The following is a 24,393-nucleotide window of genomic DNA, read 5'->3' as shown; positions in this document are numbered from 1 at the left end:
TGCCCCGTTTTATTAAGGCTTATTTGCTTTTGGTTTATCAACCGGAATAACTGGCGCTGCTGGTGGGAAATATTGCTGCCAATGCTTTTGGACAAATATCATTGCAGGGCTTTGCATCAAGCTCTCACCGATGATGCTAAACATCCTGTCTGCGTAGATTTTCTCCGCTACATAGCCCTCTTTCACTTTGCATTGCTTGATAGCTTTCAGGCGCTCGCCTTGGGTTGAGCCAGGTAGTTTGGTTTTACCCGACAACATGCCGCCACTGTTATTTTGCGTATTGTTTTGTACCGGCTCATTAAGAAGTGCACTTGGCCGGACTAATACGATATCAGCAGGTAACTGAGGCAACATTTGTTGCAGCACTTTAATGGTGGCCGGATGGGGGTGCCCGATAGCAATAGCCGAACCATTACGACGAGCCAGTTCTACCGCACGGTTAAACTGTTGGCGGATCGTCGCTTCATTTTGTGAGTCATCCAAAAAGACTTTGCGCTTAATGACCTTAACCTGAGTCCCCTCTGCGGCACGGCTCGCCTGGCTATTACCGATGGTCACGCTATCGAGGAAATAGAGCTGATAGTGGTCCAGCTCCTGCATCACTTTCTGCATGCCGGAGAAACTGGAAGTCATCGCGCTGCCCATATGGTTATTCATGCCCTTGGCATAGGGGACATTATTCACCGCTTGGCGCATGATGCGCTGAATTTCTTCGCTGCTCATTGATGGCTGTAATGTATCGCGCTCCAGCGGTTGTTTACTTAGGGGAGCCATCGGCAAATGAATCAGTATTTCGCGCCCTTGATTATGGGCTTTGACGGCCATCTCTCTGGCATAAGGTGCATTCGGCAGGATAGCCACCGAAATAGGCAGTGGCATCTGTAAAATCTTGTTTTCGTTCTGGGGGCGATAACCAAAGTCATCAATCACAATAGAAAGTTTGCCCGCCTGTGCGGCGTTAGCGATGAGTAGGGTGCTTACGATGATAAATCGACGTGTGTTGAAATAGTGCAATACAAGTTCCCTAAGGTTGTTCGCTATCGTCCTAACCAAGGTTGTGGGTTAACAGCTTGTCCCTGACGGCGGATTTCGAAATAGAGTGATGGCTCACCCTGGCCGCCACTGGTACCAACAAGGGCGATCGGTTGGCCAGCTTTCACCTGAGCACCCACATTGACTAGTGCACTCTGATTGTAGCCATACAAACTCATATCCCCTCTACCATGTTCGATAACCACAACCAAACCATAGCCTTGCAGCCAGTCAGCCAATAAGACGCGGCCATCGGCGATCGCTTTTACTTCACTGCCTTCTGGTGCGGAGATAACCATGCCTTTCCAGCGTAGTTCACCTTGTAAGGCTTCACCGAAACGATGAGTTACATTACCACGGACCGGCCAGACAGCTTGCCCATCCGGGCGACCAAGGCCGCCAGTGCGTGCCATTAATGAGCGCTCACTTTCACTTGGTTTGTAGCTAGAACCGGTTTTCTTGGCTTGTTGTTCTTTAACTTTTATCTGTTCGCGTACCCGAGCGGCTTCTTTGGCCTCTCGTTCGGCGCGAGCTTTTGCTTCTCGTTCTGCTTTGGCTATTTGATCACGCAAGCGGGTTTCGTTTAGTTTTAACTCAGCCAGGCCTTGCTGATCTTTTTCCAGTGAAGCTTCCAGCGAGGTCAGGGTTTTCTTGCGTGCGGTACGTGCTTGTTCCAGTTTTTGCTGCTGAGTTTTCTGCTCATTCAACACGGTTTTTTGCTGATTTTGCTTTTGCTCCAGCGTTTTTTTCTCGGCAGAGAGATGGGTACGAGTCTGTTTCAGCTCTTCAATGGATTGCTGTCGGGCTTCATTGAGGTAACTGAAATAAGCCAGAATACGCTCACTACGCTGGCTCTCTTCGCCACTTAAAATAAGCTGTAAACCACTGTGTTGGCCCTGTTTAAAGGCAGCATCAAGTTGTTTAGACAGAATATTTTGTTGCTGGGATTGTTTACTCTCGAGTTTCTCAATCGAGGAGGTGAGACGGGAGATTTCTTGGTCCAACTCAGTCAGGGTACCTTGGGTGTCACGCAGGCTACGGCTGGCCTGAGCAATGGTATTTTCCTGTTGTTTCAACTGATCCAGCAATGAACTGCGTTGCTGTTTTTGTTGCTGAACACTTTTTTCTTTTTCGGCAATATCCTGCTGAATGGTCTTCAACTGGTCTTTGCTCTGTGCGGTTTTTGCTGTAGCGGGGGCATCTGCTGCCGTGCTGGATAATGGCAATAGCAATACGCCAGCGCAAAAAACGCTGGCGTACAGTGCTGACCACGGGCGACGCACCAACTGACCGGACAGCCGAGAAACTGTATCTCGGCTGGTGGTAATGGCATCTTCCGTAACCATTAATTTTGCAAATGACGCCTTTTCCTTCATAACGAAGGATTATTCCACGATGAACAGCGGCTTACCAGTCATCTCTTGCGGGATTTCCATTTCCATCAGTGACAGCATGGTTGGTGCGATATCTGAAAGTTTGCCACCTTCCACCGCTTTAACCCCTTTATTGCCGACATAAATCAGTGGCACAGGCAGGCTGGTATGGGCGGTATGGGCCTGACCGGTTGCCGGGTCGCGCATCTGCTCAGCGTTGCCGTGGTCGGCGGTGATAAGCAATTGGCCATCGACAGCTTTTACGGCAGCAACCACTTGTTCAATACAATTATCCAGTGTTTCTACTGCTTTCACCGCAGCATCGTAATCACCGGTATGACCAACCATATCGCCGTTCGGATAGTTACAAATTATCACATCATATTTGCCACTGCCGATAGCGCCGACCAGTTTCTCCGTCAGTTCTGCTGAACTCATTTCCGGTTGCAGGTCATAAGTGGCCACTTTCGGTGAGTTGATCAGGATACGGTCTTCGCCTTTAAATGGTTCTTCAACGCCGCCGTTATAGAAGAAAGTGACGTGAGCATACTTTTCAGTTTCGGAAATACGTAACTGGGTTTTGTCATGCTTCATCAGCCACTCACCGAAGGTGTTCTGTAGTGATGCTGGTGGGTAAGCGCAGGCCACTTTAATATCCGCTGCATATTCGGTCAGCATAACGAAATCGCCGAAATTAACTACTTTATCGCGTTTGAAACCGTCAAAATCGGCATTAACAAAGCTGCGGGTGATTTGACGGGCGCGGTCAGCGCGGAAGTTCATGAAGATCAGCGCGTCGCCATCGTTCATCGCCGCATCGGCTTCGCCAGCCGCCTGAATGACAGTTGGTCGGACAAATTCATCGTTTTCATCACGGGCATAGGCTGCTTGCAGACCTGCGACGGCGTTATCGACGGTGAATTCACCTTTTGCCTGAGTCAGCAAATCGTAAGCCAGTTGTACGCGATCCCAGCGGTTATCACGGTCCATCGCATAGTAACGACCAATAATAGAAGCGATGCGGCCTTTACCCAGTGCGGCAAATTTCTCAGTGAATCGTTTCAGTGAAGACTCAGCACTGCGCGGCGGAGTGTCACGTCCATCGAGGAATGCGTGCAGATAAATAGCCGTCGCACCGCGTTTGGCGGCCAGTTCAACCATCGCCAGAATGTGGTCTTCGTGGCTGTGTACACCACCGGCAGATAACAGACCCATAATGTGGACCGCTTTGCCTGCTTTAACCGCTTTATCAATCGCTGCTGTTAAGGTTGAGTTAGTGAAAAAGTCGCCGTCTTTGATCTCTTTGTCGAGACGGGTCAAGTCCTGATAAACAATGCGACCAGCTCCCAGGTTGACGTGGCCCACTTCAGAGTTACCCATTTGCCCATCTGGCAGGCCAACATCCAGACCGGACGCGGCAATTAAAGTATGAGGCTGTTGCTGCCATAAACGGTCCATCACCGGCGTTTCAGCATTCAGAATGGCATTATCCTGCTGTTCTTCGCGGTGACCGTAGCCATCAAGAATAGTCAGTACCAGTGGTTTTTTAGTGCTCGACATTGCATAACCTCTTTCTTATAAGTCCAAGTGTCAAATAGCAGCGAACATCCAACGATATGCGCGGCTATGTACACTCGGCTATTTACGTTAACGTATTTACACCGCCAGAACGAAGGCGGTAATTTACTACAAAACCGGTTAAAAATAGCCCAAAGAGATCAACATTGGCGTGGGGTTTTGCGTAATTGTCATCATTTAGACGACAAAAGTTTCCGAAATGGCTCGCAGTTTCTGCAATAGCACTTGCATATTGGCTGTATTTGCCGCAACGCGCAGGTATACTCTGTGACCTTGAATATTATCCCCTAACTAACGGGAGTTTTTACCCCCATGTTGCAAGAAATTATGCAATTCATTAGCCAGCATCCGGTTTTGAGTCTGGCCTGGGTGGCGTTGTTCGTCGCCGTAATTTTCACCAGCTTTAAAACCTCTCTCTCTAAAGTGAAAGAGATTACCCGTGGTGAAGCGACGCGTCTGATTAACAAAGAAGATGCGGTTGTGGTTGATATCCGCACACGTGATGATTATCGCAAAGGCCATATCGCCAGTTCTATTAATTTGCTGCCAAGCGACATTAAAAACGGTAATTTGGCTGAATTGGAAAAACACAAAGCACAGCCTATCATTGTGGTTTGTGCTACTGGGACAACCTCTCGTGCTTCGGCTGAACTGCTGAACAAAGCAGGCTTTGAACGCGTATTTACCTTGAAAGAAGGTATCTCCGGTTGGAGTGGCGAGAATCTACCACTGGCGCGCGGCAAGTAATCATATTGCCTGCGTTTTAGTGATATGAGTATTGAGCTGTACCCGTATTTGTTATAAAAATTCGCTATATCAATAAATTATAATGTTAACTGAGGTGTATCCATGGCGAAGATTGAGATTTATACCAAAGCAACCTGCCCGTTCTGCCATCGTGCCAAAGCACTGCTGAACCACAAAGGTGCTGCTTTCCATGAAATCGCAATTGATAGTGATCCGGCCAAACGCGAAGAGATGATTGCTCGGAGTGGGCGGACGACTGTGCCTCAGGTATTTATTGATGGGCAGCATATCGGTGGCTGTGATGATTTACACGCCCTGGATGCGCGCGGTGGGCTTGATCCGCTGCTTTAACTCGTCAGTGGGTCCCATTAATTTGATGGACAGAGCCCACGGCGGCAGTGCTATTTAATACAGACGTCTAACTTAGGGTATTTATACACATGTCCGAACAAAACAACACAGAGATGGCTTTCCAGATCCAGCGTATCTACACCAAAGATATCTCTTTCGAAGCACCAAATGCTCCGCAGGTTTTCCAGCAGGATTGGCAACCAGAAGTTAAACTTGATCTTGATACTGCTTCTAGTCAACTGGCTGAAGATGTGTATGAAGTGGTACTGCGAGTGACGGTAACCGCCTCTTTGGGTGAAGAAACTGCATTCCTGTGTGAAGTTCAGCAGGGTGGTATCTTCTCCATCGCGGGTATCGATGGTACCCAGTTGGCGCATTGCTTAGGTGCATACTGCCCGAACATTTTGTTCCCGTATGCTCGCGAATGCATCACCAGCCTGGTTTCTCGTGGTACTTTCCCACAGCTTAATTTGGCACCGGTTAACTTTGATGCCCTGTTCATGAACTATCTGCAACAGCAGGCTGACGGCGAAGGTGCTGAACAACGTCAGGATGCCTGATGAACACCATCAATGCTTCAATGACTGTAATCGGTGCCGGATCTTACGGCACCGCATTAGCCATTACGCTGGCGCGTAATGGCCATCAAGTCGTGTTATGGGGTCATGACCCTAAGCATATTCAGGTTTTGCAACGTGATCGTTGTAACCAAGCTTTCCTACCCGATGTTCCTTTCCCAGATACCTTATTACTGGAAACCGATCTGGCATGTGCGCTGGCAGCCAGCCGTGATGTGTTAGTCGTGGTACCTAGCCATGTCTTCGGTGCGGTATTGCATCAGTTGAAACCACATTTACGCAAAGATGCACGTATCGTCTGGGCGACCAAAGGGCTTGAGGCCGAAACTGGCCGCTTGCTGGCGGATGTGGCGCGCGAAGTGTTGGGTGAAACTATCCCGCTGGCGGTGGTGTCTGGCCCAACCTTTGCTAAAGAGTTGGCAGCAGGGTTACCGACGGCAATTGCGCTGGCATCAACCGATGCGCAATTTAGCGAAGACCTGCAACAGTTATTGCACTGTGGCAAAAGCTTCCGGGTTTACAGTAATGCTGATTTTATCGGGGTGCAGCTTGGCGGTGCGGTGAAAAACGTGATTGCGATTGGTGCCGGGATGTCCGATGGCATTGGTTTTGGCGCGAATGCCCGTACTGCACTGATAACCCGAGGTTTGGCCGAAATGACGCGGCTGGGTTCTGCATTGGGTGCCGACCCTTCCACCTTTATGGGCATGGCAGGCTTGGGTGATTTGGTGCTAACCTGCACAGATAACCAATCTCGTAACCGCCGGTTTGGTATTATGCTGGGCCAAGGGTTAGGCGTACAAGAAGCGCAGGACAAGATTGGTCAGGTGGTTGAAGGTTACCGCAATACCAAAGAAGTTCTGGCATTAGCCCAGCGCCATGGTGTTGAAATGCCGATAACTGAACAGATCTATCAAGTGCTCTATTGTCACAAAAATGCCCGTGAAGCGGCATTGACCTTATTGGGGCGGACCAAAAAAGATGAGAAAAGCGGCATTTGATCGGTTACGCGGGTTTGGCGGAATAAAATAATAACTACATACCTAAAGTCATTGGTGTTGCCGCTAACACTGCGGTGACTTCAACGAATATGGGTATAGTTGCCTTGGTCGTTCCCTTGGGCAATTTTTTATGGGCAGGAGTAGGTAATGTCGTCAGAAGAGTTAGAACTGGTCTGGAGTAGCATTAAATCAGAAGCAAGAGCACTGGCTGAGTGTGAACCCATGCTGGCGAGCTTTTTTCACGCGACATTATTGAAGCATGAGAATTTAGGCAGTGCCCTGAGTTATATTCTCGCGAATAAACTGGCTAATCCGATCATGCCTGCTATTGCCATCCGTGAGGTGGTTGAGGATGCTTATCGTGCAGATGCTCAGATGATAGTTTCGGCCGCGCGGGATATTCTGGCGGTGCGGCTGCGTGACCCGGCCGTTGATAAATACTCTACACCACTGTTGTATCTCAAAGGTTTCCACGCTTTACAGGCTTATCGTATCGGTCATTGGTTGTGGGCGCAGGATCGTAAAGCGTTAGCTATTTACCTTCAAAATCAAGTCTCTGTTGCTTTTGGGGTCGATATCCACCCTGCGGCTACCATTGGCTGCGGCATCATGTTGGACCACGCGACCGGTATTGTTATTGGCGAAACGGCAGTAGTTGAGAATGATGTATCGATCCTGCAATCGGTTACTTTAGGGGGGACTGGTAAAACCAGCGGCGATCGTCATCCGAAGATCCGTGAAGGTGTGATGATTGGGGCTGGGGCAAAAATTTTGGGGAATATCGAGGTCGGACGCGGGGCGAAAATTGGTGCCGGGTCCGTTGTATTGCAGGCGGTTCCCGCTCATACCACCGCAGCAGGGGTACCTGCCCGCATCGTTGGTAAACCCGAAAGTGACAAGCCGTCATTGGATATGGACCAGCATTTCAATGGGATTACCCATGGGTTTGAGTACGGCGACGGCATCTGATCCCCTTCGTCCTTGAAGCCGCAGGGGTGTTGGCTACGTTCGCTCACCCGAATCACTTACTTGTCGTTGACCTTAGATAAATAAGCTCATCGGGACTCATTCACTTGTCGCCTACCTGCAACTCCAATGCCTTTGGATAGACACCTTTTTATTGAGTTGCCAGCCGACCACCGACATTTTTTGGTCAAAAAAACTACTCTTTCAGTAACGCACCCGGATAACCTAATTGCCGCCAGGCTTCGTACACCACAACAGATACGGCATTTGACAGGTTCATGCTGCGGCTATCAGCTTGCATCGGAATCCTGATTTTCTGTTGAGCAGGTAACGCATCCAAAACACTGGCAGGTAAACCACGGGTTTCAGGGCCAAACAGCAGATAATCATTCACCTGATAATTCACCGCACTGTGGGCTGGTGTCCCTTTGGTGGTTAGTGCAAATAATCGGGCAGGCTGCGCACTGTCGAGATTTTCACAATCTAAAAAGGCCTGATAATCATGGTGATGCTTAATACTGGCAAACTCATGATAATCAAGACCTGCACGGCGTAAGCGTTTGTCATCCCAGGTGAAACCTAAAGGTTTAATCAGATGGAGCTGGCAGCCGGTATTCGCACATAACCGGATGATATTACCGGTATTGGGCGGAATTTCAGGTTCAAATAAAACGATATTAAGCATATGTCCCCCAATAATGAGGGGCGCAGGATATCAGAAACCTCCCCTCTGTGCAGCGGTTGCTAATGTCAGTAGCACGCACAATAATTTAAAAGCAAGCAGCGGAGAGTGTAAGCTGTGGCGGTTTTATATGCTGATTACCACAGTCACTACCAACGGGGTATTTACCATGATCCGGACGAAAGATTCATTCTGGGATGCGATCGTTAATCGGGATAAAACAGCCGATGGCCAGTTCGTTTATGCAGTGAAAACGACCGGTGTTTATTGTCGCCCCTCTTGCCCGTCCCGTCAGGCTAAAGCAGAGAATGTTGAATTCTTTGCCGATAATCATGCTGCTGAACAGGCTGGTTATCGGCCCTGTAAACGATGTCAGCCCACTGAATTACCACTGTCACAGCAGCATGCAGACAAAATCAGTCGGGCATGCCGCTTAATTGAGCAGGCCGAGACGCCACTTAAGCTTGATGAGCTAGCGGCGCAGGTGAATCTCAGTGCTTTTCATTTCCATCGTTTATTTAAAGCCATTACCGGGTTGACCCCGAAGGCATATGCCAGTGCAACGCGCAGTGCGCGTATTCGTGCACAATTAGCGGGGCAAGGCTCGGTAACTGACGCTATCTTTGAAGCCGGTTATAACTCTAATGGCCGATTTTATGAGCAATCGAATCAGTTGTTGGGGATGACACCGACTCGCTACCGCAGTGGTGGGCGTGATGTCAGGTTGCATTTTGCCGTCGGAGAAAGTTCTCTCGGTGCGATTCTGATGGCAAAAAGTGAGCTGGGTATTTGCGCCATCTTGCTGGGCGACTCCCCAGCGCTGTTGGTGCAGCAGCTACAGGATAAGTTTCCACAAGCAGAGTTAATTGGCGGCGATGCTGAGTTTGAGCAATGGTTCGCGCAGGTGGTGGGGTTGGTTGAGGCTCCTCAGCACGGACTAGATTTGCCACTGGATATTCAGGGCACCGCTTTTCAGCAGCGGGTGTGGCAGGCACTGCGGGAAATACCGGTAGGTGAGACCGCCAGTTATGCTGATATCGCCGCCAGAATAGGTTCGCCCAAAGCGGTGCGTGCGGTAGCCGGTGCCTGTGCTGCCAATATGCTGGCGATTGCTATTCCTTGTCACCGGGTTATTCGCCAGGATGGTACGTTGTCAGGCTATCGTTGGGGTATTGAGCGCAAAAAGCAGTTGCTGGAAAAAGAGGGGCAGGGAGAAGAGGTCAGCAAACCGTGATAGCAGAATTCTGCCCGATCCCAGATGATCGGGCAGAGGTACGATAGATTAAGACTTAAGTGGATGCAGCGGCAACCACAGTATCAAGCGCAAGCCTCCTAATGGGCTATCTTCAGCCCGTACCCATCCGCGATGCTGATTGACGGCTGTTTCGACAATCGCCAATCCCAAACCCGTGCCACCCGATTCGCGATCCCGCGCTTCATCAGTGCGGTAGAACGGCCGGAATATTTGTTCACGGTCTTCCGGGCTAACGCCGGGGCCATCATCATCGACAGTGATAGTAATACCCTGATTATCAGAGCTGAATGCCACCGCAATGTGATGATGAGAGTAACGCAGTGCGTTACGCACGATATTCTCCAGCGCGCTATCAAGTGCTGCGGGATTGCCAAATAGAGTCCATGGCCCGGGAGGTGCGGTGACTTCCAGCGTTTTGCCCATTTGGTCCGCTTCAAACTGGGCATTTTCCAGCACGTCAGACCATAAATCATTCGCTTTAATGGGTTCGCGATGTAGCTCGTTTTTATGTTGGCTACGAGATAACACCAGTAAGTCATTGATCATGCTATCCAGTCGCTGTGCTTCCATTTCGATACGTTCCAGCTCTTTCCCCTCACCATGGCGGCGTCGCATCAACGCGGTCGCCAGTTGCAGGCGGGTAAGTGGTGTGCGCAACTCATGGGAGATATCAGAAATCAGCCGTTGTTGGGCCACAACCATTCTATCGAGCGCACTGATCATCTGATTAAAACTGGCACCGGTGGCCAAAAACTCTTGTGGGCCGGACTCCAGCTCAGGGTGCTGTTTCAGATTACCCCGCGCCACATCATCGGCGGCATTCTTCAACTTACGAGCCGGTTTTGCCAGACTCCAAGCCAACCATAGCAGCAGTGGCGCACTGATAAGCATGGTGACAATCAATAGCAGCAGCGGGCGGTCAAACATCAAATTGATAAAATCAGATTGCGGGCTACTGGCCGGGCGCAGCAGATAGAGCTGATAGTTATCTTCACCATCACGGATAGAGAAGGGGCCGACCATCTCGACACGGCCATATTTCTTCTTTTTCGGCTGATCTGAGTTATCCGACTGGCCGATAAAATTACGGACAATTTGCATTTCGTGACGTTGAGCGCCAATGACACGGCCCTCAGTGGTGACTAACACGAGATGTTGGCCCGGTGGTGCCCATTTTTCGATGGCGCGATAAAGCCTGCGCCACCACATCAGGTCATTGGCGGGGTCACTGGCCAGTTCAGCTTCGATATGTTGCTCGAGCATTGTTCCCTGGCGCTGTTCACTGTCGAGCAAGGCAGTCAGTTGACGCGAGTCGAGCTTTGGCACCATCAATACCAGCATTAATACCAGTGCTAAGGTGAACCAGAAAATCGCAAAAATTCGCGCCGTTAAACTGTTAATCATGTTTCAGAGACCATCAGATACCCGCGCCCGCGCAGGGTTTTAAACCAAGGTAGCCCGTCTTTACGATCCGGCAACTTACGGCGTAGGTTTGAAATATGCATATCAATAGCACGGTCAAAAGGTGTTAACCGTTTCCCCAGCACTTCCTGGCTGAGATGCTCCCGCGAGACTACCTGACCGAGATGCTGAGCCAGCAGGTAGAGCAAGGTAAATTCAGTCCCGGTCAATTCCAGCGATTGGCCTTCAAAGGTAGCCTCTTGACGGCCTGGGTTCAATTGCAGGCAATCAACGTCCAGTGTTGGCGCACCTTGATCGACATTTTGCTGTTGTTCGCTCCAGTTCGAGCGGCGCAAAATGGCACGGATACGCGCTACAAGCTCACGATCATTAAACGGTTTTGCCAGATAATCATCAGCGCCCAGCTCAAGGCCAAGCACTCGATCCAATTCACTGCCACGAGCAGTCAGCATAATGACAGGGGTCTGGTGATGTTGACGTAATTCTTTCAAAGTTTCGATACCGTTTTTACGCGGCATCATAATATCTAGCAATAACAAGTCGATAGAGTTATCCAGCAGGTTTAACGCCTGTTCGCCATCATAGGCAACAACAACATTAAAGCCTTCCATTTCCAGTAATTCTTTCAACAGCGACGTCAATTCACGATCATCATCAACTAATAGGATTTTATGCATGGTTATTTCTCCTCTTGACGCAAAATACGTTAACAATTGCCGGTATTCCATGACTTTACTTAGCTTTACATGCACTGACCCCAGTTTTACATGCGCTGACGCTTGTTTGCAGCAGGAGCGATAGACTGCTTCACATTGAATCGCATAGCAGCAAATCGCTTAGCAGACAGAACCCAGGAGTTAATAATGCGCAAAGTAACTAAAGTAACAACGTTAATCATGGCGTCAATGTTAGTTCTAGGCTCTCAAGCCGCCTTCGCCGCCGATAAGGCCGGGGCCACTGATAGCTGGTGCCACGGTGATAGTGCGATGATGAACAAGAAAGATGGTCGCGGTCACCATAACATGTTTGACGGCGTCAATCTGACAGAACAACAGCGTCAGCAAATGCGTGACCTGATGCGCCAGTCTCGCCAAGGCCAGCCACGCCTTGATATGGCGGACAGAGACGCAATGCACCAGCTGGTTACCGCCGATAAATTCGATGAAGCTGCGGTAAGAGCGCAGGCTGAGAAAATGTCCAAGGACCAGATTGAACGTCAGGTCGAAATGGCCAAAGTTCGTAACCAAATGTTTAACTTGCTCACTCCAGAGCAAAAAGCTGTCTTGAACCAAAAGCACCAGCAGCGCATTGAGAAAATGCAGCAGGCGCCAGCAGCACAACCCTCTTCTGCCCAGAAGTAAGTAGTACCCTGTAATACCCTGTTTTCCTTGCCATAGACACCATCCCTGTCTTTCGCCCTCCATGATGGAGGGCTTTTTTTATGCCATTTCCGTATACTCATAATTCTAAAATATCATTTAGGATAAGTTATGGATCCGCAATATGCGCGTTTGGTTAAAGCTGCCGCGCTCAGTGCGACAGGGCTAGCATCAACCTTACTGATTATTAAAATTTTTGCCTGGTGGCATACCGGTTCGGTAAGTTTGTTGGCGGCGTTGGTTGACTCTCTGGTGGATCTGGCCGCTTCTCTGACAAACCTTTTTGTGGTGCGTTACTCTCTGCAACCCGCCGATGAAGAGCACACTTTTGGTCATGGCAAGGCTGAGTCACTGGCCGCACTGGCACAAAGCATGTTTATTTCCGGCTCGGCGTTATTCCTGTTCCTGACGGGTTTTCAGCATTTGGCGTCACCGCAACCAGTGCAAGATCCAGGTATAGGTATCTGGGTCACCTTAATTGCATTATTCAGTACATTGATATTAGTCACTTTTCAGCGTTGGGTGATACGAAAAACTCACAGCCAGGCCATTCGCGCCGACATGTTGCACTATCAATCTGACGTCATGATGAATGGTGCTATTCTTATTGCATTGGTATTAAGTTGGTATGGTTTTCACTGGGCTGATGCGTTGTTTGCATTGGGTATTGGTGTTTATATTCTCTATAGTGCGTTACGTATGGGATATGAAGCGGTTCAAGCCTTGCTGGACAGGGCATTGCCTGATGACGAGCGCCAGCAGATTATTGATATTGTGATGTCATGGCCGGGCGTGATTGGTGCTCATGACCTGCGTACCCGCCAATCGGGGCCAACACGCTTTATTCAACTTCATCTTGAAATGGAAGATATGATGCCATTGATGGAAGCACATATCTTAGCTGAGGAAGTTGAACGCGCACTGTTGCACCGATTCCCCGGTGCCGATGTACTTATCCATCAAGATCCCTGCTCTGTGGTGCCGAAAGAGCGCCATGCGCATTGGGAGTTATAATTTCTTCATTAACGACAGGTAAACTGTGGTTACATTATGGTTCAGTGTTGAAGAAAATACCGCCAGATGGCATGACTTGAATCAATTCAGCTTGGTGTTTTTGCTATAATATCCGATATTAATCTCATAAAGCTGGTTTTCTGTACGGGTCTCTTGTGCAAGACAAAATTAGCAAATAAAGAATTTTAAAAATCGCATCTACAAGTTTAGAGGTAGTCATGGTCAAAAAAATCGGTGTACTAACAAGCGGCGGTGACGCGCCAGGTATGAACGCGGCCATTCGTGGGGTGGTTCGTGCCGCTTTGTCAGCAGGATTAGAAGTTTACGGTATTGAAGATGGCTACCTGGGCTTGTATGAAAATCGCATGAGAAAACTGGACCGCTATAGTGTGTCCGATATGATTAACCGTGGTGGTACCTTCCTGGGTTCTGCGCGTTTTCCTGAGTTCCGCCAGCCAGAAAAACGTAAAGTGGCCCTGAAGAACATGCAAGACCGTGGTATCGATGGCCTGGTGGTTATCGGTGGTGACGGTTCTTATGCCGGTGCAGACTTGCTGACCAAAGAGGGTGGTATCCACTGTGTAGGTTTACCGGGCACCATCGATAACGATGTGGCCGGTACTGACTATACCATCGGTTTCTTCACCGCACTGGGGACCGTGGTTGAAGCGATTGACCGTCTGCGTGATACCTCCTCTTCACACCAACGTATCTCTATCGTTGAAGTGATGGGTCGTTATTGTGGTGACCTGACTTTGGCGGCTGCCATTGCCGGTGGTTGTGAGTTTATTGCTATTCCTGAAGTTGAATTTAAACGTGATGATTTGGTTGATGAAATCAAAGCTGGCATCGCGAAAGGTAAAAAGCACGCTATCGTTGCTATTACTGAAAAACTGGATGATATCGACGAACTGGCTAAATATATCGAGAAAGAAACCGGCCGTGAAACCCGTGGCACCGTATTAGGCCACATTCAGCGCGGTGGTGCACCAGTAGCCTATGACCGCATTCTGGCTTCCCGTATGGGTGCTTATGCCGTCGACTTGTTGTTGGAAGAGCACGACTATACGCAAGGTGGTTTCTGCGTTGGTGTACAAAACGAGAAAATGGTGCATGAACTTATCTCTGTTTGTATCGCGCCAGAGAACAAGAAAAGTAAATTTAAAGAAGATTGGTACGACACAGCTAAAAAACTGTTCTAAAACAGTCTATTATCCAATATAAAAGCCTCCGCATGCTGGGGGCTTTTTGCATTTATGCCTGCTATTTCTCAGACCACCGGTGTGTCGATTACTTGATATTTATTGGTCGTGCTGCCTGTATATTTCGTATTGATATAATCAAAACTTTTTTATTCTTTAATTGCGCGGGAAGTTTCTGGCACGCTCAGTATCAGGTCAACCAATTTAGTTGATTACAATTTATACCCGTCATACTTCAAGCTGCGTGTGTGTTGGCTACACTCAATAACCCTAATCACTTACTTATGTAAGCTCATCGGGATTATCTCCCTTGCCGCCTTCCTGCAACTTGAATTATTTAGGGTATAGGTTAATAACTATTTAATTAATAACAATATTTATGGGAGCGGGTCAATGCGTAAATGGGGTGTAGGTCTGTCATTACTGCTGCTGGCATCAGGTGCCATGGCAAAAGATATCCAACTACTGAATGTGTCATATGATCCGACACGTGAATTCTATCAGGAATATAACCAGGCATTCAGTAAGCATTGGCAACAGCAAACCGGTGATAAGGTGACGGTGCGTCAATCACATGGCGGTTCCGGTAAGCAGGCGACCTCGGTTATTAATGGTATTGAAGCTGATGTGGTGACATTAGCACTGGCATATGATGTCGATGCTATTGCTGAGCGTGGTCGTATTGATAAAAACTGGATTAAGCGCCTGCCTGATAACTCTGCGCCGTATACCTCAACTATCGTGTTCCTGGTGCGTAAAGGGAACCCGAAACAGATTCATGACTGGTCAGATTTAGTGAAACCAGGAGTTTCGGTCATTACACCTAATCCGAAAACCTCGGGTGGTGCGCGTTGGAACTATCTGGCGGCATGGGGTTATGCGTTAGAACACAACAATAATGATCAGGCTAAAGCGCAGGAATTCGTTAAAACGCTGTATAAGAATGTGGAAGTGTTGGACTCAGGCGCGCGTGGTGCCACGAATACCTTTGTTGAGCGCGGTATTGGCGATGTGCTGATTGCCTGGGAGAACGAAGCTCTGCTGGCGGTGAATGAAGTAGGTAAAGACAAGTTTGATATCATCACGCCAAGTGTCTCTATTTTGGCTGAACCGACGGTATCTGTAGTGGATAAAGTGGTTGATAAGCGTGGTACCCGGGAAGTGGCGGATGCTTACTTAACATACCTCTATTCGCCAGAAGGCCAGACTATTGCTGCCAAGAATTACTATCGGCCACGGGATCCGGCAGTGGCGGCTAAATTCGCCAACGAGTTCCCGAAATTGAAGTTGTTTACTATCGATGAAGTGTTCGGTGGCTGGACGAAAGCACAGCAGACACATTTCGCCACTGGTGGCATATTTGACGAAATAAGTAAGCGATAACCGTTTTATCTAACCGGACGTCCGTAAGTTAGTTTTGCGGGCGTTTTGTTATATTGGCTGTATTAATTCCGTATTTGTTTTCATAAATGTTTCCTTTTTTACAGATAAAAACGCTCCGATTCGCCAACTGGTACTGAATGCGTTATTTAGTCAGATAAGCTAATAAGGCTGGGTAATTTATAGGGGCATATATGATTACTAATACGATTTCTACTGTGGGTTCACAAAATACTCAATATTCGGCTTCAAGCTCAGAACCAAGCTTAACAAGAGGGAGTGGCGCTTTATCATTACGAGTGGACAATGAGTCAGCTGATGATTCATTCGAAGTTATACAACAACAACCAGTCATACAAGACAATAACTATACCTGTATATCCCCCAAAGTAATAGAAAACAGGAAAGATCCCGAAGGGATAAAGCCTGAGAACTTTTCCCGCTTTGGCACCATAAAAGAGTACTTAGAAAACTATTTATTAAACAAAGTCAATTGCGACGGTAAACCACCACTATTGTTACGGCCTTTGGCGGCTTTGCTTGCGTTATTGGGTATCCATGGTTTTGGTCAAACTAATTGTGCCTCTTGTGCAACAGCCGTTGCTGAGACATTCGAGAAGAATAATGTATATCTTGCAATGCCAGAATTGAGAGGAGCGGATGTAAAGGGAAAAATGGGGCTACCAACTGAAAGTTGCTGTTCTGTTACTGAACTGATTTCTGAGTTACGAAAATCTCAGCCTGATGATGCATTAAACGTCATCCTTGTTATCTATCGACCAGCCTTATGGCGCTTCTTACCAGGGGCGACACAAGGCCATGTCTGTAATGTGATTAAATTTAAAGACAGTAAACTGATTCATTTTTTTGATACGCAGAAAAAGACTTATGTTGAATGTGATCTTGATAATATTGCAGGAAAATGCGCGGAGATAAGCAAATTTCTCGGCTCGATAGGTGATGGTGGAATTGAACTGTATAAAACAGCATTTCACGAAGATATCAATAAAAAAGCCGGAACATTATCTGCCCCAGCTTAATCAGTAGCTTAAAACCTAAATCAGGCTTTTTTAGCTTTCGCTGCTGCTTTCACGATAACCGCAAAAGCATCTGCTTTCAGTGATGCGCCGCCAACCAGTGCGCCATCGATATCAGGCTGGGTGAACAGCTCTGCTGCGTTTTTGTCGTTAACAGAACCGCCGTACTGAATGATAACTTGTGCTGCAACCGCGGCATCTTGTTTCGCGATATGGTCACGGATGAATTTATGAACTGCCTGAGCCTGTGCCGGAGTGGCTGATTTGCCAGTACCGATTGCCCAAATTGGTTCATAAGCAATGACTGCGCCTTCGAACGCTTTTACGCCCAAAGTAGTCAGCACCGCATCCAGTTGTTTGGCGCAGACTGCTTCAGTTTGGCCCGCTTCGTTTTCTGCTTCGGATTCACCGATACACAAAACAGGGATCAGACCGGCTTCTTTCAGAACGCCAAATTTCTTGGCGATGAATTCATCACTTTCTTTGTGATAAGTACGGCGCTCAGAGTGACCGATGATGATGTACTGTGCACCGATATCTTTCAGCATGTCAGCAGAGGTTTCACCGGTAAATGCGCCAGACAGGTTCACATCAACATTCTGTGCACCCAGAGCGATGCGGCTACCTGCCAACTCGTGCTTAGCTTGATTCAGATAGATAGTCGGTGGGGCAATAGCAACACCACAACCGTCAACGGTGCTTAGTTCTGTACGTAGGCCAGCGATAAGCTCTTTGACCATGTTAGTGCTACCGTTCAGCTTCCAGTTACCCATAACTAATGGATGACGCATGTTTCTTCCTCCAACAAGGGGACGCGAGGGTCAATAATAATGACTGCCCGACAGGCAGTTTACCTGTCCAACAGTATAGAGATGATTAGTGGCAATGGCTTTGCTTTTCGTCATTAATTGCGGCAAGACTATGCTTCAGATAGTGACAGCTTAATCGGTTCAACAGCGAAAGTTAGCCCTTTTTCGCCGTTATCCGCTACCACATAGCGAATTGCGCCAACGGGATGGGCATAGAAAGGCGAACCTTTACCTTGTGTCAGCAGTTGCTGCACATTATCGAGACTTTGCTGGAGCGTGAGTGTGGGCTCAAACTGGCGCATCAGGGCTGCCATATAATTGACAGCCACTAGTCGGGCCGCTTTCTCTTCACTCCCTTTTATCGGCAAATAGGTAATTTGTAAGGTCTTAATCTTACCGGTACCTTTCTCCAGTGCGGTCGAAGCATAGAGATTCTCATTAATCTTACTGGCAGCCCGAGTCAGTGGGGGCAGATCATCTTTTACTGTAATCGCATGAAACTCACTGAGAGGCAGTGTTGGGTTCGTGCGGTTATAGCTTTCACGGAATTTGACCAGTGTTAAATCAAAAGTCGGCGCGCCAGAAAGTAGATAAGGCGCGGTCGGCTGAGCCTCTTCCGTTGGCTGACCGCTGTCGTCTGCGGGGTCGGCATGAGCGCGGCTAACTGTTGCTATTAGCAGCAGTATTGCCAGTATCGCGACTCTCTCTTTTCTCATGACTTATGCCGTCGTTAGAAGTGTGTGTAGGGGATTAAAGCGGTAATTGAGGGTGATTGTCAAAATTCACTGCAAAGATTATAGGTTAGTTGCGGCATTGGGGTACTCTATTGAGTATATATCAACTGTAAATTATATCAGGTAAATGGATCGGTTCATTGATGACAATACAGCAGTGGTGTTTCTCGTTTAAAGGCCGTATCGGGCGGCGGGACTTTTGGATCTGGATTGGTTTGTGGCTGTTGGCAATGCTGGTTGTTTTTACGCTGGCAGGTAAGGATTGGTTACCTATTCAGACTGCGGCTTTTGCGATTGTTTTTTTGCTGTGGCCAACGGCGGCAGTGGTGGTTAAACGGCTTCATGACCGTAATAAAGCCGGTTGGTGGGCATTTTTGGTGGTACTGGCCTGGATGCTGATGGCCGGTAATTGGCAGATGTTGGCACCTATCTGGCAGTGGGGGGTAGGGCGTTTCATCCCTACGCTTATTATCGTCATGATGTTTATTGATTGTGGTGCTTTTGTCGGTACCGAGGGGAATAACCGTTTTGGCCCCGAAGCGGTGCCCGTGAAATATTTGGCGGAGAAGGCGCAATAACACCTGCACCTTGCTATCTAAACTGAACCAAGGGCAACATGCCAACCCTTGGTTCACTTTTTATTACCAATATTGCTCGCTGGTCATATGCCCCGGTTTACGGCGCAAATGTTTTCGCATCTCGCGCTGCTCTTTCAGCAACTGCTGAGTATCTCGCACCATCTGCGGGTTACCGCATAGCATTACATGGCTGTCATGCGCGTCAATTTTCAGGCCGACAGCCGCTTCCAGTGAGCCATTCTCAATCAATGCCGGAACTCTGCCTGTCAATGAACCGTGGGACTCCTCACGGCTCACCACTGTTTGGATACGTAACTTGCCGTTGTAGCGCTGTTCAAGTTGTTGCATCAGTGGCAGGTAGCTGAGGTCACGGGCAAAACGTGCCGCATGGACCAACACCAGATTTTGGAAGCGTTCTAAATCACGCCCTTCCTGTAAAATTGACAGATAGGGGCCAATCGCGGTGCCGGTGGCTAGCATCCACAAGGTATCGCAATCGGGGATCTCTTCTAGCACAAAGAAGCCCGCCGCTTGCTTGGTGACCATCACTTCACCGCCTACGGGCAACTGGTCCAGCCGTGGGCTGAGTTTGCCTTCCGGTACTGTGACCAGATAAAACTCCAGATTTTCGTCGCTCGGTGCATTGACATACGAATAAGCCCGTTGCACTCGCTCACCATTAATATCTAACGCCAGCTTGGCAAATTGACCGGCAGTAAAGGGGTCAATTGGCGCATTGACCCGAATACTAAACAGAGAATCTGTCCAGCGTTCGATGTGAGTAATCTTGCCACTAACCCATTCAGCCATAATTCTTTTCCCGTCATATGCTTATCTGAAGTGATGCCTAAAGCGATGACGATATTTTATGGTATCTAGCTGAAAAGTATTATCGATTAAATGTTATGTCCTGTTTTATCTACTGGGGAATACCGGTCCCTGTCGAGATGGACAGTTTACTTTACGCCCATGGTGTTTTTATCTGCCAGTTGGCTGTTTAGCAATATGTCGTGCTGGCTCGCTAAAATTCCTAGATTTGTTAGCTTATGCGCCAATAGTGAGGTGTGTCACTTTTTCAATATCAATGTGGCACGTAGTCCGGCTAATAGACTAGTTAAGACAATGAGAAAAATAGAAAATTTCCACCTGCTGGTTATGTTGATCCTCCTGGTTGCCGTTGGTCAGATGGCGCAAACCATTTATGTGCCGGTTATCTCGGATATCGCCCGTGATTTATCGGTTCGCACCGGAGTGGTGCAGCGCGTGATGGCAGCGTATCTATTGACCTATGGTTTTTCACAATTGATTTATGGCCCGCTATCAGACCGGGTTGGTCGCCGGCCAGTGATTCTGGTCGGTATGATGATATTCATGTTGGGCGCGCTTGGGGCTTGGCTGGCGGATAGCCTGACCATGTTGGTTGCTGCCAGCGCTTTGCAGGGGATGGGGACGGGAGTTGCAGGTGTGATGGCACGCACCATGCCACGGGATTTATATGCCGGCACGGCGCTACGCTACGCCAACAGTATGTTAAATATGGGTATTTTAGTCAGCCCTTTAATGGCACCGGTTATCGGCGGAGTGCTGGCCAGTCTATTTGGCTGGCGCGCTTGCTATGCGTTCTTGCTATTTCTGTGTGGTGGTGTGGCGTTTTGTATGTTCCGCTGGTTGCCGGAGACTCGGCCACAGCAAACTGAAAAGCGGCGAATGTTGGCCAGCTTCCGCCTGTTACTCTCTGACCGGGCCTTTAGCTGCTATTTAATCATGTTGATTGGAGCGTTGGCCGGGATTGCCGTATTTGAAGCCAGTGCCGGCGTGTTGATGGGGGGTGTGCTGGGGCTGAGCGGTATGATGGTCAGTATTCTGTTTATTCTGCCGATCCCCGCCGCATTTTTCGGTGCATGGTATGCCGGGCGCGAGGGTAAAACCTTTCACAGCCTGATGTGGCATTCGGTTATCAGTTGCCTGCTGGCCGGGTTGATGATGTGGATCCCTGGTTGGTTCGGCATCATGAATATCTGGACGCTGGTGATACCGGCAGCGTTATTCTTCTTTGGTGCCGGAATGCTGTTCCCACTGGCAACTACCGGTGCCATGGAGCCGTTTCCATACCTGGCCGGTGCGGCAGGGGCATTAGTGGGGGGATTGCAGAATATGGGATCAGGATTGGCTACCTGGTTGTCAGCTATGCTGCCACAAACCGGGCAATTTAGTTTGGGGCTACTGATGTTTGCCATGGCAATTCTGATTTTGCTGTGCTGGTGGCCGTTATCTCATCGGATGCAACCACAAGAGCATCATGCTTAAGTCGGCAGATAAAAACGGGTACTGATTAAATGCGGTACCCGTTTTATTTTTTGCTCAAAGAGGACGAAAAAGATTCACGGGGCGGTTTACAGCAAGAACTCGTGTAAGGCTGAGTCTTTGCGATCAAGGAAATGGGTCGAACGGATACGGCGGATAGTGCGGGATTTACCCCGGATCAGCAGTGTCTCAGTGGTCGCCATGTTGCCTTTACGATAAATCCCTTCCAGCAAGTCGCCTTTGGTAATACCGGTTGCAGAGAAAATCACATTGTCATTACGGGCCATATCCCCCAATAACAGCACCTTACCTGCTTCAATACCCATGGATTTGCAACGTATCAATTCTTGTTCACCCATACGGCGGTTATCTTCGTTATCGCCCTTAACTTGATGGCGTGGCAACAAGCGGCCTTGCATATCGCCATCCAGTGCACGGATCACCGCAGCAGAAATGACACCTTCAGGCGCACCACCGATGCAGTACATCACATCGACTTCGCTTTCTGGCATGCAGGTCAAAATGGACGCTGCCACGTCGCCATCTGGAATGGCAAACACTTTCACCCCAAGTTGCTGCATTTCAGCGATGATACCGTCATGGCGTGGTTTAGCCAGCGTGATAACAGTTAAATCACTCAAGGGTTTATTGAGCTTGATGGCGATATTGCGCAGGTTTTGTTCCAGCGGTAGGTTAAGGTCGATAGCCCCTTTGGCTCCCGGTCCAACCACCAGCTTTTCCATGTACATATCCGGGGCATGTAAAAATGTCCCTTTATCTCCCACTGCCAGCACTGCCAGCGCATTTGCCTGGCCCATGGCTGTCATACGGGTGCCTTCAATCGGGTCAACCGCAATATCAACAGCATCACCTTGACCGGTCCCCACGTTTTCACCGATAAACAGCATCGGTGCTTCATCGATTTCACCTTCACCGATAACAATCTGCCCATCAATATTGACTTGATTGAGCATAATACGCATGGCCCGTACGGCAGCGCCGTCGGCGGCATTCTTATCGCCCCGGCCCAGCCACTTATAGCCTGCCAGCGCGGCAGCTTCGGTGACACGGGAAAACTCGATGGCTAGTTCACGTTTCATGGTTAGACCTGTATCCCCGTCATACTTCAAGCTGCATGTGTGTTGGCTACGCTCGTTACTCGGCCCGTCCATGGGCCTCGCAAGGCGAGGCCGCTGCAAGCAGATTTGTCATCCCAGTCACCTACTTAATGTAAGCTCTTGGGGCTTTTCTCGCTTGCTGCCTTTCTGCAACTCGAATTATTTAGGGTAATAGAAGAAGGATGTAAGCAGGAATTCTACCATCTTTGCGAAGTAAAGCCGTAGGGGTGTCTTTTGGCGGGATGAGATTTTTCACAATAAAAAGGCACCATCAGGGATGATGGCGCCTTTGGTTTACAAAAAACAGTGTAAAACAAGCGGGCCGTTACTCTTCGTGTTCTTCCCATGCCTGGGCACGTGCCACGGCTTTCTTCCAGCCACGGTAGCGAACATCACGTTCAGTGGTTTCAATCCCTGGGCGGAATTCGCGTTCAATCGTTGCCTTGCTTTTCACTTCATCCAGATCACTCCAGAAGCCAGTCGCAAGACCTGCGAGGAACGCAGCACCGAGAGCGGTACTTTCACGAACCGCTGGGCGCTCAACGCGGGTACCCAGAATATCGGCCTGGAACTGCATCAGGAAGTTATTCGCCACCGCACCACCGTCCACACGCAGTGATTTCAGACGTTCGCCGGCATCTGCCTGCATCGCATCCAGTACATCACGCGTCTGGTAAGCAATCGATTCAAGGGTTGCACGGATAATGTGGTTACTGTTAACCCCACGTGTTAGGCCGAAAATCGCACCTCGGGCATACGGGTCCCAATAAGGGGCGCCGAGGCCGGTGAACGCTGGCACTACGTATACGCCGTTGCTGTCTTTCACTTTAGTGGCGAAATATTCGGAGTCGGTAGCATCACTGATCAGTTTTAGCTCATCACGCAGCCACTGGATAGATGCGCCGCCAATAAATACCGCGCCTTCCAGTGCATAGTTAACTTCACCTCGTGGGCCGCAGGCAATAGTAGTCAGCAGGCCATGAGTAGACTGAACGGCTTCTGTACCGGTATTCATCAACAGGAAACAGCCGGTTCCGTAGGTATTTTTGGCCATACCGGGTTGTACACAAAGTTGACCGAACAAGGCCGCTTGCTGGTCACCCGCGATCCCTGCGATTGGAATACGGGTCCCGCCTTTACCACCAATGTTGGTCTGGCCGTAAACTTCTGAGGATGGACGGACTTCAGGCAGCATAGCGCGCGGAATATTCAGCGCTTTCAGCATACGGTCATCCCACTCTTTGGTACGGATATTAAACATCATGGTACGTGATGCGTTTGTGTAATCCGTAACGTGTACGCGGCCTTGGGTCATGTTCCATACCAGCCAGGTATCCACCGTACCAAACAGTAACTCACCGCGTTCAGCGCGCTCACGGGCACCCTCGACGTTATCAAGGATCCATTTCACTTTGGTGCCGGAGAAGTAAGGGTCGACCACCAGGCCGGTGTTGTAACGGATGTACTCTTCCAGCCCTTCTTTTTTCAGTTTTTCGCAGATATCAGCAGTACGACGGCATTGCCAAACAATGGCGTTATACACTGGTTTCCCAGTTACTTTATCCCAAACAATGGTTGTTTCACGTTGGTTGGTAATACCGATACCGGCGATTTCGTCAGAACTGATACCGGCTTTTGCCAGCACTTCAACCAGTGTTGAGCTTTGCGTCGCCCAGATTTCCATCGGGTCATGTTCAACCCAACCGGCTTTCGGGTAAATTTGAGTGAATTCGCGCTGAGAAACACTCACGATATTGGCATCATGATCCAGCACCACGGCTCTGGAGCTGGTGGTTCCCTGATCAAGCGCAACAATGTATTTCTTTTGAGTAGTATTTTCAGTTGTCATAGTT

At 49.0% G+C, this 24,393-nt stretch carries 24 protein-coding genes; 13 read left to right on the top strand and 11 right to left on the bottom strand.

Going from position 1 to position 24,393, the window contains the following annotated elements; all coding sequences use genetic code 11:
* Nucleotides 1-12: 12 nt before the first annotated feature.
* The 3 genes from V1956_RS01655 to gpmM are packed head-to-tail and all read right to left on the bottom strand — an operon-like array spanning nucleotide 13 to nucleotide 3,965.
* Nucleotides 13-1,014 (bottom strand): divergent polysaccharide deacetylase family protein, encoded by a 1,002-nt coding sequence (locus tag V1956_RS01655; protein WP_442824747.1) that lies wholly within the window; start codon nucleotides 1,012-1,014, stop codon nucleotides 13-15.
* A gap of 23 nt (nucleotides 1,015-1,037) precedes the next feature.
* Nucleotides 1,038-2,408: a murein hydrolase activator EnvC gene (envC, locus tag V1956_RS01650; RefSeq protein ID WP_420071555.1), complete on the bottom strand. Its 1,371-nt coding sequence runs from the start codon at nucleotides 2,406-2,408 to the stop codon at nucleotides 1,038-1,040.
* A 9-nt stretch (nucleotides 2,409-2,417) separates the two neighbouring features.
* Nucleotides 2,418-3,965, bottom strand: coding sequence for a 2,3-bisphosphoglycerate-independent phosphoglycerate mutase (gene gpmM / locus V1956_RS01645; RefSeq protein WP_442824746.1), 1,548 nt, complete (start codon nucleotides 3,963-3,965; stop codon nucleotides 2,418-2,420).
* 330 nt (nucleotides 3,966-4,295) lie between these two features.
* Between gpmM and V1956_RS01640 the strand changes: the two genes are divergently transcribed.
* From V1956_RS01640 to cysE, 5 genes are all read left to right on the top strand, one after another.
* Nucleotides 4,296-4,730: a rhodanese-like domain-containing protein gene (locus V1956_RS01640; RefSeq protein WP_005190598.1), complete on the top strand. Its 435-nt coding sequence runs from the start codon at nucleotides 4,296-4,298 to the stop codon at nucleotides 4,728-4,730.
* A 102-nt stretch (nucleotides 4,731-4,832) separates the two neighbouring features.
* The gene (gene grxC / locus V1956_RS01635; RefSeq protein ID WP_083161740.1) at nucleotides 4,833-5,081 is read left to right on the top strand and encodes a glutaredoxin 3; all 249 of its coding nucleotides are present in this window, start codon (nucleotides 4,833-4,835) and stop codon (nucleotides 5,079-5,081) included.
* 89 nt (nucleotides 5,082-5,170) lie between these two features.
* Nucleotides 5,171-5,641: a protein-export chaperone SecB gene (gene secB / locus V1956_RS01630; protein WP_032907531.1), complete on the top strand. Its 471-nt coding sequence runs from the start codon at nucleotides 5,171-5,173 to the stop codon at nucleotides 5,639-5,641.
* Nucleotides 5,641-6,660: an NAD(P)H-dependent glycerol-3-phosphate dehydrogenase gene (gene gpsA / locus V1956_RS01625; protein WP_420074732.1), complete on the top strand. Its 1,020-nt coding sequence runs from the start codon at nucleotides 5,641-5,643 to the stop codon at nucleotides 6,658-6,660. The genes secB and gpsA overlap by 1 nt, the downstream gene beginning before the upstream one ends.
* Before the next feature lie 147 nt (nucleotides 6,661-6,807).
* Entirely contained in the window at nucleotides 6,808-7,629 is an 822-nt protein-coding gene (cysE, locus tag V1956_RS01620) for a serine O-acetyltransferase (RefSeq protein WP_005190588.1), read from the top strand.
* Between the two features lie 193 nt (nucleotides 7,630-7,822).
* Here the strand turns inward: cysE and trmL are convergent, their stop codons facing one another.
* Complete coding sequence (trmL, locus tag V1956_RS01615; protein WP_420074731.1) at nucleotides 7,823-8,311, bottom strand: tRNA (uridine(34)/cytosine(34)/5-carboxymethylaminomethyluridine(34)-2'-O)-methyltransferase TrmL; 489 nt, start codon at nucleotides 8,309-8,311, stop codon at nucleotides 7,823-7,825.
* Between the two features lie 127 nt (nucleotides 8,312-8,438).
* Between trmL and ada the strand changes: the two genes are divergently transcribed.
* Nucleotides 8,439-9,542 carry a bifunctional DNA-binding transcriptional regulator/O6-methylguanine-DNA methyltransferase Ada gene (gene ada / locus V1956_RS01610; protein WP_442824745.1) on the top strand — a complete coding sequence of 368 codons (1,104 nt, stop codon included), beginning with the start codon at nucleotides 8,439-8,441 and terminating at the stop codon, nucleotides 9,540-9,542.
* Between the two features lie 48 nt (nucleotides 9,543-9,590).
* On the opposite strand, the gene cpxA is transcribed toward ada, so the two are convergent.
* Entirely contained in the window at nucleotides 9,591-10,967 is a 1,377-nt protein-coding gene (gene cpxA / locus V1956_RS01605; protein ID WP_420071559.1) for an envelope stress sensor histidine kinase CpxA, read from the bottom strand.
* Nucleotides 10,964-11,662, bottom strand: a complete 699-nt coding sequence (cpxR, locus tag V1956_RS01600; RefSeq protein ID WP_005190576.1) for an envelope stress response regulator transcription factor CpxR — start codon at nucleotides 11,660-11,662, stop codon at nucleotides 10,964-10,966. Before cpxR ends, cpxA begins: the two co-directional genes overlap by 4 nt.
* A gap of 186 nt (nucleotides 11,663-11,848) precedes the next feature.
* Between cpxR and cpxP the strand changes: the two genes are divergently transcribed.
* The 5 genes from cpxP (at nucleotide 11,849) to V1956_RS01575 (ending at nucleotide 17,000) form a co-directional block, all read left to right on the top strand.
* Nucleotides 11,849-12,346 carry a cell-envelope stress modulator CpxP gene (gene cpxP / locus V1956_RS01595; protein ID WP_372560130.1) on the top strand — a complete coding sequence of 166 codons (498 nt, stop codon included), beginning with the start codon at nucleotides 11,849-11,851 and terminating at the stop codon, nucleotides 12,344-12,346.
* 129 nt (nucleotides 12,347-12,475) lie between these two features.
* Nucleotides 12,476-13,378 (top strand): CDF family cation-efflux transporter FieF, encoded by a 903-nt coding sequence (fieF, locus tag V1956_RS01590; protein ID WP_372560129.1) that lies wholly within the window; start codon nucleotides 12,476-12,478, stop codon nucleotides 13,376-13,378.
* A gap of 218 nt (nucleotides 13,379-13,596) precedes the next feature.
* Entirely contained in the window at nucleotides 13,597-14,580 is a 984-nt protein-coding gene (pfkA, locus tag V1956_RS01585; protein WP_372560128.1) for a 6-phosphofructokinase, read from the top strand.
* 393 nt (nucleotides 14,581-14,973) lie between these two features.
* Entirely contained in the window at nucleotides 14,974-15,963 is a 990-nt protein-coding gene (locus V1956_RS01580; RefSeq protein ID WP_372560127.1) for a sulfate ABC transporter substrate-binding protein, read from the top strand.
* 191 nt (nucleotides 15,964-16,154) lie between these two features.
* Nucleotides 16,155-17,000 carry a hypothetical protein gene (locus V1956_RS01575; RefSeq protein WP_442824744.1) on the top strand — a complete coding sequence of 282 codons (846 nt, stop codon included), beginning with the start codon at nucleotides 16,155-16,157 and terminating at the stop codon, nucleotides 16,998-17,000.
* Between the two features lie 20 nt (nucleotides 17,001-17,020).
* Here V1956_RS01575 and tpiA read toward each other — a convergent pair whose 3' ends face one another.
* Nucleotides 17,021-17,788: a triose-phosphate isomerase gene (gene tpiA, locus V1956_RS01570; RefSeq protein ID WP_372560125.1), complete on the bottom strand. Its 768-nt coding sequence runs from the start codon at nucleotides 17,786-17,788 to the stop codon at nucleotides 17,021-17,023.
* Between the two features lie 128 nt (nucleotides 17,789-17,916).
* Nucleotides 17,917-18,522 carry a DUF1454 family protein gene (locus V1956_RS01565; protein WP_102970506.1) on the bottom strand — a complete coding sequence of 202 codons (606 nt, stop codon included), beginning with the start codon at nucleotides 18,520-18,522 and terminating at the stop codon, nucleotides 17,917-17,919.
* Between the two features lie 161 nt (nucleotides 18,523-18,683).
* On the opposite strand from V1956_RS01565, the gene V1956_RS01560 reads away from it, so the two are divergent.
* Entirely contained in the window at nucleotides 18,684-19,118 is a 435-nt protein-coding gene (locus V1956_RS01560; protein WP_372560124.1) for a DUF805 domain-containing protein, read from the top strand.
* Nucleotides 19,119-19,181: 63 nt separating this feature from the next.
* Here V1956_RS01560 and fpr read toward each other — a convergent pair whose 3' ends face one another.
* Complete coding sequence (gene fpr / locus V1956_RS01555) at nucleotides 19,182-19,928, bottom strand: ferredoxin--NADP(+) reductase (protein ID WP_372560123.1); 747 nt, start codon at nucleotides 19,926-19,928, stop codon at nucleotides 19,182-19,184.
* A 312-nt stretch (nucleotides 19,929-20,240) separates the two neighbouring features.
* Here fpr and emrD point away from each other — a divergent pair, with 312 nt between their 5' ends.
* Nucleotides 20,241-21,425, top strand: a complete 1,185-nt coding sequence (gene emrD, locus V1956_RS01550; protein ID WP_372560122.1) for a multidrug efflux MFS transporter EmrD — start codon at nucleotides 20,241-20,243, stop codon at nucleotides 21,423-21,425.
* Nucleotides 21,426-21,511: 86 nt separating this feature from the next.
* Here the strand turns inward: emrD and glpX are convergent, their stop codons facing one another.
* Together glpX and glpK are read right to left on the bottom strand one after the other, a co-directional pair.
* Nucleotides 21,512-22,522, bottom strand: coding sequence for a class II fructose-bisphosphatase (gene glpX, locus V1956_RS01545; protein WP_083161768.1), 1,011 nt, complete (start codon nucleotides 22,520-22,522; stop codon nucleotides 21,512-21,514).
* Between the two features lie 343 nt (nucleotides 22,523-22,865).
* Entirely contained in the window at nucleotides 22,866-24,389 is a 1,524-nt protein-coding gene (glpK, locus tag V1956_RS01540; RefSeq protein ID WP_083161770.1) for a glycerol kinase GlpK, read from the bottom strand.
* Nucleotides 24,390-24,393: the final 4 nt, after the last annotated feature.

Source organism: Yersinia sp. 2540 StPb PI (assembly GCF_052217165.1).
Classification (GTDB): domain Bacteria; phylum Pseudomonadota; class Gammaproteobacteria; order Enterobacterales; family Enterobacteriaceae; genus Yersinia; species Yersinia enterocolitica_E.
Note: the sequence above shows the minus strand (reverse complement) of the source record. Positions and strands in the feature narration are given on the sequence as shown.

Bases quoted from the DNA above. Each gene is read 5' to 3' on its own strand.
- cpxP (WP_372560130.1), top strand. From the start codon at position 11,849: ATGCGCAAAGTAACTAAAGTAACAACGTTAATCATGGCGTCAATGTTA.
- cysE (WP_005190588.1), top strand. From the start codon at position 6,808: ATGTCGTCAGAAGAGTTAGAACTGGTCTGGAGTAGCATTAAATCAGAA.
- glpX (WP_083161768.1), bottom strand. From the start codon at position 22,522: ATGAAACGTGAACTAGCCATCGAGTTTTCCCGTGTCACCGAAGCTGCC.
- secB (WP_032907531.1), top strand. From the start codon at position 5,171: ATGTCCGAACAAAACAACACAGAGATGGCTTTCCAGATCCAGCGTATC.
- V1956_RS01580 (WP_372560127.1), top strand. From the start codon at position 14,974: ATGCGTAAATGGGGTGTAGGTCTGTCATTACTGCTGCTGGCATCAGGT.
- ada (WP_442824745.1), top strand. From the start codon at position 8,439: ATGCTGATTACCACAGTCACTACCAACGGGGTATTTACCATGATCCGG.
- grxC (WP_083161740.1), top strand. From the start codon at position 4,833: ATGGCGAAGATTGAGATTTATACCAAAGCAACCTGCCCGTTCTGCCAT.
- envC (WP_420071555.1), bottom strand. From the start codon at position 2,408: ATGAAGGAAAAGGCGTCATTTGCAAAATTAATGGTTACGGAAGATGCC.
- cpxA (WP_420071559.1), bottom strand. From the start codon at position 10,967: ATGATTAACAGTTTAACGGCGCGAATTTTTGCGATTTTCTGGTTCACC.
- cpxR (WP_005190576.1), bottom strand. From the start codon at position 11,662: ATGCATAAAATCCTATTAGTTGATGATGATCGTGAATTGACGTCGCTG.
- emrD (WP_372560122.1), top strand. From the start codon at position 20,241: ATGAGAAAAATAGAAAATTTCCACCTGCTGGTTATGTTGATCCTCCTG.
- V1956_RS01575 (WP_442824744.1), top strand. From the start codon at position 16,155: ATGATTACTAATACGATTTCTACTGTGGGTTCACAAAATACTCAATAT.
- tpiA (WP_372560125.1), bottom strand. From the start codon at position 17,788: ATGCGTCATCCATTAGTTATGGGTAACTGGAAGCTGAACGGTAGCACT.
- fieF (WP_372560129.1), top strand. From the start codon at position 12,476: ATGGATCCGCAATATGCGCGTTTGGTTAAAGCTGCCGCGCTCAGTGCG.
- fpr (WP_372560123.1), bottom strand. From the start codon at position 19,928: ATGGCTGAATGGGTTAGTGGCAAGATTACTCACATCGAACGCTGGACA.
- V1956_RS01640 (WP_005190598.1), top strand. From the start codon at position 4,296: ATGTTGCAAGAAATTATGCAATTCATTAGCCAGCATCCGGTTTTGAGT.
- gpsA (WP_420074732.1), top strand. From the start codon at position 5,641: ATGAACACCATCAATGCTTCAATGACTGTAATCGGTGCCGGATCTTAC.
- V1956_RS01560 (WP_372560124.1), top strand. From the start codon at position 18,684: ATGACAATACAGCAGTGGTGTTTCTCGTTTAAAGGCCGTATCGGGCGG.
- pfkA (WP_372560128.1), top strand. From the start codon at position 13,597: ATGGTCAAAAAAATCGGTGTACTAACAAGCGGCGGTGACGCGCCAGGT.
- glpK (WP_083161770.1), bottom strand. From the start codon at position 24,389: ATGACAACTGAAAATACTACTCAAAAGAAATACATTGTTGCGCTTGAT.
- gpmM (WP_442824746.1), bottom strand. From the start codon at position 3,965: ATGTCGAGCACTAAAAAACCACTGGTACTGACTATTCTTGATGGCTAC.
- trmL (WP_420074731.1), bottom strand. From the start codon at position 8,311: ATGCTTAATATCGTTTTATTTGAACCTGAAATTCCGCCCAATACCGGT.
- V1956_RS01565 (WP_102970506.1), bottom strand. From the start codon at position 18,522: ATGAGAAAAGAGAGAGTCGCGATACTGGCAATACTGCTGCTAATAGCA.